We start from the raw sequence: 12,071 nt of genomic DNA, 5'->3' as shown, positions 1-12,071 counted from the left end.
AAATGATTCCCGATACCCTAGCCTATCAATAAATATTCCGCTGATATCACTAGGCTGCATTGGCTTTAGTATTCCCTCCCTGATAAAAGGGGAACATCCCATCATAGAAAGCAAGCAAGAGCTTAAGGCTTTTTTCTTTGTCCTTGACGTAAGGGCACTCCCGTTGCTTTTCAGGTTACGAGTCATCAGGATCGGGTGGCTGTTTGCCAACTAGCCAGAGGTTTCTCGATCGCTGAACCAGATATCGATAACCGAGAATCCAAGGGTTAAACTGGATGAATTCGCTGAATTGTGACTGCTTTCGATTGCCCTCGTGTGCCAGTGCCCTATGCTCAAACGTTCTCAAGTTCAGACGGTGCTATTGACTTTGGCAATTCTGCTAACGGGAGTTGCTGGGTGCCGTAGCGATCGCAAGGCTGAGCCGATCGCTCCTATTTCTTCGCCAACCCCATCGCCGATCGCAACTGCAACGTTGCCCGATCCAGCCGCACTGCAAGCGACGTATAAACTGGCGCTGGAGAAAGCAAATAGTGCCAGAAATATTCGCCAAACCGCCTTAACAGAGGATGACTGGACGCTGGTATCTAGCCGCTGGGAACAGGCGATCGCCCTGCTTAAATCTTTGCCCGCCTCTGCGCCGACTCAACCATTGGCAAAACCTAAGCTGAAGGAGTTTGAGCGTGAATTTGCCATGGCTCAAAAGAAACTGGCGCAAGCAAAACGCGAGAGTGATTCCACTACAACTCCAGGGTTGGCAGGGGTGGATGCTAGTCCGCTGAAGGTGTCTAGCGCGATCGCAACCAGCCAGACAAATTCAGGAAAGGTGTTTCTTGCAGCAATCAAGCGGCGAGAGGGTGGCACTCCGGTGATTGATGTTACCTTCAATGGCAACCAAACCTTTGAAATGATTGTGGATACGGGGGCGAGCGGCACCGTGATTACTCAGGCAATGGCGCAGGCATTGGGTGCCCGGATTATTGGCAAAACGAAGGTGAATACTGCCAGCCAATCGGGGGTGGAGGTACCTCTGACCTACGTGGATTCGATCGCCGTGGGCAATGCGGTGGTTAAAGATGTGATTGTGGCGATCGCCAATGCATCTTTAAATGTTGGTTTGTTGGGGCATGATTTTTTTAGTGATTATGATGTCACGGTTAAGCGAGACATGGTGGAGTTTCGACGGCGGTAAGTGGTGCAGAGTTTGGGGTTATGGAGTGCTGCGGCGGGAATCGCTAAGTTCCTATGATTAATACCTGGCAAGTGGTTTCTGGCGTGGTGCAACAAGGGCATCAAATTGCATCTGGAGGGGCAAACGACAGCCCATATCCCACGGGTAGTATTGCCATGCAGATGCCTTACTTTCAGGCGTTGGGATTGGATCTATCCGAGCTATTTCAAGGAACTTTAAATATTTCAATTCATCCTGCTACTTTTGTGATGCAGCAGCCGACCTACACATTTCGCGAGGTAAATTGGACGGCAGACCATCCGCCAGAAACCTTTTCTTTTTCGCCCTGCCAGGTTATTTTCCAGTCGTTTCAATACCCAGGTTTTATCTATTATCCCCATCCTGAAACGAAGCAGCGCCATTTTCAAAATGCAAACATTTTAGAGATTTTGGCACCGCCGATCGCTGGAATTCGCTATGGCGATCGCGTGGAGCTTGCTCTGAATCCCACCGAAATTTTGATCGTGAATCCTGATGAAGGCTAGGATAATGGGGCATTTGCAGGTTGAAATCGATGAAATTTAGCGAAGTGGTTCAGCGGCTAGGGGTGCCTGTAGATCGCACCAGTCTTAGCTTAGAAAGTGCCTATGATCCAGAAGTTACTGGCGTAGCGGCGGTAGACGAAGCAACAGTGGGGCAACTCAGCTATATCGATGGGGCAAAGTTTGCAGCCCAAGTTGAAACCACTTCCGCGATCGCCCTAATTTTACCCCGCAGTCAGGCATTGCAAGCTGCCGCCACGGAACGGAATATTGCTTGGATCGAAACCCCAGAACCCCGGCTGCTGTTTGCCCAAGCGATCGCGCTGTTCTATCAACCTTTTCAGCCAGAGCCAGAGATTCACCCCACCGCCGTCATTCATCCGACGGCAAAAATTGGCACAGAAGTCGCGATCGGTGCCCATGTGGTGATTCAGGCAAATGTGACGATTGGCAATCAGGTCTGTATTCATCCCAATGTGGTGATTTATCCCGATGCTCAGATTGGCGATCGCGTGATTCTTCATGCCAACTGCACCATTCATGAGCGTACCCGATTGGGAACCGACTGCGTGATTCAACCAGGTGCAGTGATTGGGGCAGAAGGGTTTGGCTTTGTACCTACCGCGCAGGGCTGGTACAAAATGCAGCAGTCGGGCTGTGTGGTCTTAGAAGACGGCGTGGAAGTGGGCTGCAACTCCACGATTGATCGTCCATCGGTGGGCGAAACCCGAATTGCGCGACAAACGAAACTTGACAACCTGGTGCATATTGGGCATGGCGCTCAGATTGGTTTTGGCTGTGCGTTTGCGGCGCAGGTAGGTTTGGCGGGCGGCGTGGAAGTGGGCAATCGCGTGATTTTGGCAGGACAGGTGGGCGTGGCGAATGATGCCAAAATTGGGGATGGCGCGATCGCGTCCTCTAAAACAGGTGTGCATGGCACCATTAACCCTGGACAGGTGGTTTCCGGCTATCCCTGCGTCGAACACAAAATCTATCTCAAGTCATCGGCAATTTATAGCCGCCTGCCTGATATGTATCAAACCCTCAAGCAATTGCAAAAACGAGTGGACGAATTGGAGAATCAAGAAGTGCAGAGTGCGGAGTAGGAAGTGCAGATTTATGAAGTGCGAAACCCAATCTTGTAGACTTTCTTACTAAGCTACTCGTCATTTAAGTTGCAAGCCGGCTTTGTTGCATGATTGAAAAAACGGTCAGGTTCGCCTTGAGTTATGCGAGTATCAAGCCTTAACGTCGCCTCAAAATCTTCAAGATGCTATCTGAGCGCTATCGTAACGGCAGAGGGCATTGAAGAAGTTGCTATGGGGGCTGTCCGGTTAAGTGATGCGATCGCTTTTCACACCAAACGCGATCGCCAAGGCTCAAGAAGCGATCGCAGCCCCCCTGCCTACTTGCTAAACAACCATCCCTTCCTTAAAATAGGGTACTTGGTTTTAGTTTCGCAAACGAATCTCTTATGTCTACTGGCTACCTCTCCGTGAAGGAAACCTCTGAAGTCCTTGGCTACTCTGAGCAATATATCCGTAAGTTGCTTAGGAATGGCGATCTTAACGGAGAAATGATTGGGAGCCGATGGGTGATTGCTTCGGAATCTGCTAGCGGATACCGATGTAAAGAGGATGCTGAGCCGACAGTGACCGATCATGCCAGAAGATCCGCTAATAAACCCACGCTTAAAGCTTTAAGCTTTTTTTCGGGTTGTATGGGGCTTGATTTGGGACTGGAGAAAGAAGGCATTGAGGTGCTTCTTGCGTGTGAAGTGGATGCCGCAGCCCGAAAAACCATCGAGACCAATAGACCTGAGATTGCTCTCATTGGTGACATTAGAGACTACTCTGCTGCTGTTATCAGAGAACAAGCGGGGTTAAGTGCTCAAGACGATATTGATGTGATTGTGGGTGGTCCACCCTGCCAAGCTTTTAGTAGTGCTGGAAAACGTCAAGGATTTCAGGATGAGCGCGGCAATGTATTTTTAACGTTCATCGATTTGATTAGTGAACTTAGACCTAAATTTGCGGTGATCGAGAATGTTCGAGGGTTATTGTCTGCGCCCTTAAAGCATCGACCTCATGAAATGAGAGGAAGTACTAATCTGCCACTAGCTCAAGAGGAGCAAAGAGGTGGTGCGCTTCTTTACGTTATTCATAGGTTGAAAGAAGCAGGCTACAGTGTTTCCTTCAATTTATATAATGCCGCCAATTTTGGTTCCCCTCAACAACGCGAGAGAGTTGTGATTGCTTGTAGTCGTGATGGAGAACGCCTCCCTTATCTCACACCGACCCACTCGCAGAAAGGTTTATATGAGCTACCGAAGTGGCGATCTCTGAGAGACGCATTGGAAGGACTGCCAAAAGATGGGCATTGTTTCGTTAAGTTTCCAGAAAAGCGTCTGCAATATTACCGACTCCTGAAGCCTGGACAATATTGGCGTGACTTGCCAGTAGAGTTGCATCAAGCCGCATTAGGCGCGTCTTATCATGCAGGAGGGGGGAAAACGGGTTTTTATCGGAGATTAGCCTGGGATAAACCGTCCCCAACCCTTGTGACTCACCCAGCGATGCCTGCAACGGATTTGGCACACCCCGAAGAAGATAGACCGCTGAGCATTCAAGAATATAAACGGATACAGGAATTTCCGGATGATTGGATGGTTGAGGGCAGTCTACTAGACCAATATCGTCAAGTCGGTAATGCAGTGCCCTGTTCTCTCGGTCGAGCGATCGGCAGGATGTTGGTAAACCACTTAAGCGGCGTAGAGCCAAGAAAATTTCAGGACTTTCCCTACTCTCGATATCTGAAGACTGATGATATCAGTTGGGAGTTAGATGTAGTAGGAATGCCTGATCAGGTCTCTGCACAACAACTCTGTTTATCTTTGACGTGAAACAAGTTTTTTATCCCTTCAAATAGGTGGTTCTTGCTGAAGTTCTACATAAACAGATTGAATTTTGAGTATCATTTGTTTTACGTGAAACTTTAACAACTCATAATCCAGTCCAGGCATAGACCAAAATTCAGCCCCACAAACGCGACTTATATTCGTATTACGGCTGGAAAATGTCCAGTCCCCTGTGCAAAAAGCGGCTGCGAAAAGACGGTGCTGGTGAAGTTCTAGCTCACTTCTAGATCGAGGGGCTTGGCTGCCTGTCAAAGTATTACGCTGGGTCTTAATCTGCACAAATACAGGTGATCCTGTTCCTTCACATAGAAGAACCGAGTCAATACCCGTGATCTTCAGCCCAAAATCTTTCTCTGGGCTAACCGTGTAGGGGCTAATATTGGCGATTGTTTCCCACAGATCTCCCATAGGTCTACTGAGTTTTCTGGAGATTGAATTGCTTTCGACAAATACGGCGGCTCCACACAGTTCATAAAGATTGCGTGGGTTCAATTCCATCTCTTCTGGAGATCTGACTAATGCTGGCATTGAAGCAATAAAGCGATCTGCAAACTGTTCACACTCAGCGGCGATCGCAGCAGATTGGCGATCGCTCTCTAAAACAGAGCCTTGAGCAATGTCTGCTTGAATCTGATGATGGATAAAGTCAGGCAAGGCGGGTGTGAGTACGGCGGCAATCTTATAGGCACGATGCAGATCAGAATTAAGCTCCGCAGGCACGTCTATCATGCTGGCATACTCTGCAATCAATTGCGATCGCGCTGAAATTGAGAGTGGTATAAGCTGAGCGGCTTGAACAGGTTGCATAAAGTTGAACACTACATTTCGCAGAAGAATAATAGCCCCAATGTCATGCAATTCAACTGGAAACTATTATTGACGCGATGCGCTGCGACTGCGCTCAATCTACGCTTGCCGTTACGGTTTGCTTGCTCACCGTTCATAATTGATCCCATAAGCTGTATCAACTCTTACGGAAGTCGCTGGCAAGAATCCGATAAGGTCGCTTCAAGCTTAGAAGTGTGACCCCCATTACACGGATTTCATGCGTTTAGAACAGTTGCAAGCATTTTTAGCCGTCGCAGAAACGGGTAGTTTTCAAAAAGCTGCTCAATGTTGTGGTGTGACCCAATCTGCCATTAGCCGCCAAATTCAGGCTCTAGAGACCGATTTGGGTGCGCCCTTGTTTCATCGCACGGCTCAGTCAAAGCTGACGATTGCGGGCAACTTGCTATTGCCCCGTGCCAAAAAAATTTGTCAGGAATGGCAAAATGCAACGCAGGATGTGGCTCAGTTAATGGCAGGAAAACAGCCAGAGCTTTGTGTGGCGGCGATTCATTCCATCTGCTCTCATCATTTGCCGCCCGTTTTGCAGCAGTTTTGTCGAGAGTATCCCGATGTGCAACTGCGCGTGACCGCGTTGGGTAGCGATCGCTCTCTCAAAGTGTTGAAAGATGGCTTAGTCGATTTGGCGATCGTCATGAACAATCGCTTTTTAACCCTGAGTCCTGAAATGGTCGTGCAGGTACTTTATGAAGAGCCTATCAAAGTATTGATCGCCGCAGGGCATCCCCTTGCTGCCTATGCCGCGATTCCCTGGTCAGAACTGACGCAATACCCTCAAGTTGTGTTTAAAGATGGGTATGGAATGCAGCGTATTGTTCAAGAACAGTTTGAACGACGCGGCGCAACGCTTAAAGCGGTGTTAGAACTAAACACTCCCGATGCATTTAGAGGCATTGTTCGCCAGGGTGAATTGGTGGCGCTATTGCCTGAATCAGCGTTAACCGATGCCTACACCGATCCCGCTTTGGCAGTGCGTCCAATTGCATCGGGCTATAGTAGCGTTGGTACAGAGTCGTTGACTGATCCACCCTTAACGCGGCAGGTCGTCATGGTGACCACCCGCGATCGCCTGCAAATTCCACCGATTCAACACTTTTTTAACTTGGTCGTTGATCACCTTGCCCAAGCTGCCGCTGTTTTACCTCTTGAACCTGTCGGTCGTGACGCTTAATTGAGAGAACACTATGAGCCATGCCTTTAGAGAACTGCTCCGCAAGATTGGCAGTGGTCCTCATACAGGACACAATCTAACGCGGATAGAAGCCCACGCCGCTACCCGAATGATGTTGTTGCAAGAGGCAACCCCGGCTCAAATTGGCGCGTTTATGATTGCCCATCGGATTCGTCGCCCCACTGGAGAAGAACTGGCAGGAATGCTAGATGCTTACGAAGAATTGGGTCCCATGTTGCAGGCGATCGCCACTTCCCACCCCACGATGGTGTTTGGAATGCCCTATGACGGCAGAACGCGCACGATGCCCATTGTGCTGCTGACGGCTTTGATCTTGGCGGCAGCCGGATGTCCGGTAGTGCTGCACGGGGGCGATCGCATGCCGACAAAAGAAGGAGATCCATTAATGCTCTTTTGGCAAGGATTAAGCATCGATTGGACAATGCCCCTAGCTCAGATGCAAGCCACCTTTGAGCAAACTGGCATTGGCTTTGTCCATCTTCCCACTCATTTTCCCCTCGCTCAAGGACTCGTGCCTTATCGCGAGCAAATTGGCAAACGTCCACCTTTTGCCACGATGGAGTTGATGTGGTGCCCCTATGCTGGCAATGCCCACGTTGTGTCTGGGTTTGTGCATCCCCCCACTGAGACTAGGTTTCAGGAAGCTTTTGCCCTACGGCGCGTCAGCCGATTTACCACGGTCAAAGGGCTTGAAGGAAGCTGCGATTTGCCCAGAGAACGAACCGCGATCATCGGATTGGGTTCTGTGAATACTGAGGGTGAAGTGGAGCTAGAACGCCTGTGTTTGCCACCGCGAGAGTTTGGATTTGAGGGAGCCAATGTTCTGTTAGGCAATCCTGAAGACGCAATTGCTGCAATGCAGTCTGTTTTAGCAGGACAGCCATCGGAGCTAATGAAATCGGCGCTGTGGAACGGCGGCTTTTACTTGTGGCGTTCCGGTATCTGCCCTTCCATCCAAGTAGGCCTGACCCAAGCAGAAGTATTATTGACCACCGGACAGGCAAAGCAAACGCTGCAAGCGCTTCAGCAAGCAACCGCCGCGATCGCCGTCATTCGTTAGCCTGGTTCTCTTGCTGGCAACAATTCTCAAAGAGCGATCGCTGCCTCCTCATAAAGAGCAATGCCATGAATCTTCAACCGTATTCCAAGATCAAGCGTTGATTCAATCCCCATCTTTCCTTGAAATGAACCACTGCTCCAGCTTTGGTCGGGAAACCCTAACAAATATCAACGGTATTGTCGTAATTTTCATCTGCATAAATCAGCAGAAAGCAATACAGGGTATGATTTTGGTGTTCTAGCAAGTGCGATAGAATACTTGCATGGCAGAACCCGATCACTACCGCATACTGGAAGTCAGCCCAACGGCAACCCAGGCAGAAATCAAGCAGGCGTATCGCCGCCTTGCTAAGCTTTTTCATCCCGATCGCAACCGCAGCATCAGTAATCACGAAAAAATAACCAAGGTAAACGCCGCCTACGAGGTTTTGGGCGATCCGCACAACCGCCGATCCTATGATCAGTTGCGTCTTTACCGCACTCAAATAGATGCAGCGGACTTTACCTCAACCAGTGGACACGGTTCCAAACAACAACGCCAACAGCAAGCCGCTGCCGCCCAAGCGCACTATCGTAAGCAGCAAAAAACTGGACAGCAAGCCGATATTGACCTAGATCAATGGCTCAAACTGGTTTACACGCCCGTAAATCGGCTGATCCGCGAAATCTTAGATCCGCTCAAAGATGAGATTAATGATTTATCCGCCGATCCGTTTGATGATGAACTGATGCGGGACTTTCAGCTTTATTTAGAAGACTGTCAAGATTGGCTGCTGCAAGCCGAAAAAGTCTTTCGTTCCCTGCCTAATCCTGCCAGCGTTGCCGGGGCGGCAGAACATCTCTTCTATTGCCTCAATCGTGTGGAGGATGGCATCGAACAGCTAGAGTATTTCACGGCAAACTACGATGAAGACTATTTGCACACTGGGCAAGAGCTTTTTCGGATTGCCAAAGGCTTACTGCGAGATGCCCAGGCAGTGGTGCGGGCGATCGCATAACGAGCCGCCGACTTAAACTCCAGCAGCTTTTTAGACAAAAATTGACAGCGTGCGCTCCAGCTTTGCCAAGCTACCACCTCGCTTTGCACTCAGGTTTTACACAAGCTTCATGAACAACTAGTTGTATTTACTGATTTTTTATACAGATAAAACTAAATTAAGAAAGTCAAATTTAACAAATACCAGTGTTTTTACACTAGCTCTATTTAAGCCCAACTAATTTCTTCAACAAATTAAGATTACTGTCTTCTATGGTTTAGAACCAATGTAGCGAATGCTACGTTTTGCATCCATGAAAATCTAATCTAAAAGGTTCTAATGATGCGCTTATACGGACAACCATAAAACTTCTAGAAACTTATTACAGTGTAATTTTATACAGTTCTTAGATGGAATTACATAGAATCCTTCGACTAGAAGTTTCCTAGATAAGACAAGTGATTGCCAAAATCAGCCTAGTTTTTCTTCATAGAAAGTATGCGGATTTGTCGTTTTTAGGGATTTGAAACCGCAATGATTCAAGCTATACACTCATCGTCTCCGTTGCAAGAGCTTAATTATTCAGCTTCTAAGCGACTTGCTCTATCTACTCAACTCCATAGTCCACCAAACTCGCCAGTAGTTGCCCAGAAGTGGAATGAATCTATTCAAGGTATTCATCAATGGTTTGAAGCCCAAGTTGACAGCACGCCCAACGCGATCGCCCTTTCGTTTGACGGTCAACACCTAACCTATGAAACGTTGAATCAGCGAGCAAACCAACTGGCTCACTATCTACTATATCAAGGGTTACACCCTCAAGAATTGGTCGTAATTTCCACGCACCGCAGTTTGGAAATGGTGATCGCTTATTTAGGCGTGCTTAAAGCTGGTGGAGCTTACGTACCGATCGATCCGGCGTACCCAGCAGAACGACGGGCGTATCAACTTCGAGATGTGCAAGCACGGTTCATTCTCACCCAACAAAGTTTGGTTGATTCGTTACCTCATCACACCGCATCGGTCATCAGTTTAGACTCAGACTGGCGGTTCATTTCATCCTTTAGTGTTAGTAATCCAAATGTTTGTATCACAGAGGATCAGCCTGCCTACGTGATTTATACCTCTGGATCTACTGGATTGCCCAAAGGAGTAATGGTGCCTCATCGGGGGGTCGTCAACCATAGTCGGGCAATTACGCGCGCCTTTGAGATCAGCGATCGTGATCGCGTCCTCCAATTTTCCAGCATGAGTTTTGATGTCACCGTGGAGCAACTGTATCCAGCCTTGGTTAGCGGCGCGACCGTTATCCTCCGATCTGAGGACGTTTTAGCTTCCACCCACCATTTTCTTCAATTTGTGGAACAGCAGAACATCACTATTCTCTTGCTACCCGTTGCCTTCTGGCATGAGTGGGTGAATGGCATGGCATTGTTGGAACGAACTGTTCCGGCTAGCGTCCGGCTTGTCGCAGTGGGAGGGGAAAAACCTGCTCGCTCTGTCTATGCTCAGTGGCGCAAACTCGTCGGACATTATCCACGCTGGCTCAATGGCTATGGTCCTACCGAAACAACGGTTACTGCTACCCTTTATGATCCGATCGCGGCAAACTATGATCCAGATCAAGGTGAAATTCCCATTGGCAAAGCGATCGCCAATACTGAAGTTCATATTTTGACTGGGAATTTAGAGCTTGTGCCTCAAGGCGAGTGTGGGGAACTCTACATTGGCGGGCGAGGAGTTGCAAATGGGTATCTTAACTTGCCAGATCAAACGGCTGATCGGTTCGTCCCAAACCCCTTTAGCGATGATCCTCAGTCGCGTTTGTATAAAACGGGCGATCGAGTGAGGTGTTTACCCGATGGCAATCTAGAATTTTTGGGGCGCTATGACTTTCAAGTGAAAGTGCGAGGTTTTCGGATTGAATTATCCGAGATCGAGGTTCAGTTAGAGCAATTTGCGCCGATTCAACAGGCGATCGTGCTGGCGCAGGACGATCATACTGGAAATTCTTGTTTGGTTGCCTACTTGAAATTGCATTGTAACCAGGGATTCAATTCAGGTGAGATGCGGAGCTTTCTGCAACAGAGACTGCCAGATTACATGATTCCAACCGCTTTTGTGAGGCTGGAGACTTTTCCCACCACGCCCAACGGTAAGGTGGATCGGCAAGCATTACCTGCTTCGCAGTCGATAGACCTAGCAGAAGATCGAGCGATCGTGGCTCCCACGACTGCCACTGAAACCCAATTGGTGGAAATTTGGGAAGAAATTTTGGGCATTCATGGTATTGGGATCACCGACAATTTCTTTGAGTTGGGTGGTCATTCTCTGCTGGTGGCGCGACTATCGAATCAAATTTTTCAAGTGTTTGGAGTCAATCTCCCCCTATCGATTTTGCTGCAAGCACCCACGATCTCCCAACTTGCAGCAGTGCTGTCTCAATCAGTTCAAGTAGAATCGCTCGTGTTGCTGCGATCGGGAGGAAACAAGCCACCCTTTTTCTTGATTCATGATGGGGACGGCGAAACGTTGCTATATCGCACCCTTGCCCATCAACTCGATCCAGACCGTTCGATCTACGGCATTCAGCCCCACTTCGATGCAAACCACCCCATCTTGCACACTCGGATTGCGGATATGGCAGCCGATTACTTGCAGAAAATTCGCTCGGTGCAACCGGAGGGCCCCTATCACTTGGGTGGACTGTGTGCAGGGGGACTCCTGGCTTACGAAGTGGCTTGTCAGTTACAACAACAAGGGCAGATAGTGTCAATGGTTGCTCTGTTTGATGCAGTTTATCCTGGTCTAGATCGATCTCAATGGATTCAAAATCAACGCCGCGATCGCCTTGCCAAAGCAATGAGTCAGGATCAATCAATCACGCTGCTCAACCTGCTTCGTAGGGGAGCTACCTTAATCAAGAAAGCCAGAAATTTACTCCACTACGAGGTGACCTCTTTCTGGCAACGCAATCTGGATACGACCAAATTGCGCCTCTTCCGCCACTACCTAGATCAGCAGCAAACTCCTCCCCGATTTCTCAATCATATTCCTGTCCGCAAGATGTATCTATTTGCTGAAGCTGAGTATGCTCAAACTATAAAGCTGGATGGGCGTTTAGTGCTGTTTCGGGCCACGCGAGGAGAAGGCGATGATTATCCCTATCAGGAAATCTACTCTGATCCAGAGTTGGGTTGGGGACAACATGTCACTCAAAAGGTGGATGTTTATGATGTTCCAGGAGGACACTCCAGCATGTTACAAGTGCCTCATGTGCAGGTAATCACTGATATTCTACAAACCTACTTGAATAATTCAAATGCTCATGTTTTCAAATGATATTTTGACTTCTTCTGATAACTATGCT

At 48.6% G+C, this 12,071-nt stretch carries 10 protein-coding genes; 9 read left to right on the top strand and 1 reads right to left on the bottom strand.

Translation table 11 applies throughout. From position 1 onward, the window contains the following. Positions 1-328 precede the first annotated feature (328 nt). From AC1S5B_RS26235 to AC1S5B_RS26220, 4 genes are all read left to right on the top strand, one after another. Positions 329-1,189: a retropepsin-like aspartic protease family protein gene (locus tag AC1S5B_RS26235; protein WP_482038610.1), complete on the top strand. Its 861-nt coding sequence runs from the start codon at positions 329-331 to the stop codon at positions 1,187-1,189. Between the two features lie 53 nt (positions 1,190-1,242). Next, positions 1,243-1,713, top strand: coding sequence for a hypothetical protein (locus AC1S5B_RS26230; RefSeq protein ID WP_482038609.1), 471 nt, complete (start codon positions 1,243-1,245; stop codon positions 1,711-1,713). Between the two features lie 29 nt (positions 1,714-1,742). After that, the gene (gene lpxD / locus AC1S5B_RS26225) at positions 1,743-2,816 is read left to right on the top strand and encodes a UDP-3-O-(3-hydroxymyristoyl)glucosamine N-acyltransferase (RefSeq protein ID WP_482038608.1); all 1,074 of its coding nucleotides are present in this window, start codon (positions 1,743-1,745) and stop codon (positions 2,814-2,816) included. Between the two features lie 368 nt (positions 2,817-3,184). Continuing rightward, on the top strand, positions 3,185-4,612 hold the full coding sequence (locus tag AC1S5B_RS26220) for a DNA cytosine methyltransferase (RefSeq protein ID WP_482038607.1): 1,428 nt from the start codon (positions 3,185-3,187) through the stop codon (positions 4,610-4,612). Positions 4,613-4,630: 18 nt separating this feature from the next. On the opposite strand, the gene AC1S5B_RS26215 is transcribed toward AC1S5B_RS26220, so the two are convergent. Further along, positions 4,631-5,434, bottom strand: coding sequence for a hypothetical protein (locus AC1S5B_RS26215; protein WP_482038606.1), 804 nt, complete (start codon positions 5,432-5,434; stop codon positions 4,631-4,633). A 238-nt stretch (positions 5,435-5,672) separates the two neighbouring features. Here AC1S5B_RS26215 and AC1S5B_RS26210 point away from each other — a divergent pair, with 238 nt between their 5' ends. From AC1S5B_RS26210 to AC1S5B_RS26190, 5 genes are all read left to right on the top strand, one after another. Continuing rightward, positions 5,673-6,644, top strand: a complete 972-nt coding sequence (locus AC1S5B_RS26210) for a LysR family transcriptional regulator (protein ID WP_482038605.1) — start codon at positions 5,673-5,675, stop codon at positions 6,642-6,644. Between the two features lie 13 nt (positions 6,645-6,657). Next, positions 6,658-7,725 carry an anthranilate phosphoribosyltransferase family protein gene (locus AC1S5B_RS26205; protein WP_482038604.1) on the top strand — a complete coding sequence of 356 codons (1,068 nt, stop codon included), beginning with the start codon at positions 6,658-6,660 and terminating at the stop codon, positions 7,723-7,725. 10 nt (positions 7,726-7,735) lie between these two features. Continuing rightward, a complete protein-coding gene (locus AC1S5B_RS26200; RefSeq protein WP_482038603.1) occupies positions 7,736-7,966 on the top strand; it encodes a hypothetical protein in 231 nt (76 codons plus the stop codon). A 21-nt stretch (positions 7,967-7,987) separates the two neighbouring features. Continuing rightward, entirely contained in the window at positions 7,988-8,722 is a 735-nt protein-coding gene (locus AC1S5B_RS26195) for a J domain-containing protein (RefSeq protein ID WP_482038602.1), read from the top strand. Positions 8,723-9,235: 513 nt separating this feature from the next. After that, positions 9,236-12,043 (top strand): non-ribosomal peptide synthetase, encoded by a 2,808-nt coding sequence (locus AC1S5B_RS26190; protein WP_482038601.1) that lies wholly within the window; start codon positions 9,236-9,238, stop codon positions 12,041-12,043. Positions 12,044-12,071 lie beyond the last annotated feature (28 nt).

It is taken from the genome of Leptolyngbya sp. CALU 1928 (assembly GCF_056784215.1).
Note: the sequence above shows the minus strand (reverse complement) of the source record. Positions and strands in the feature narration are given on the sequence as shown.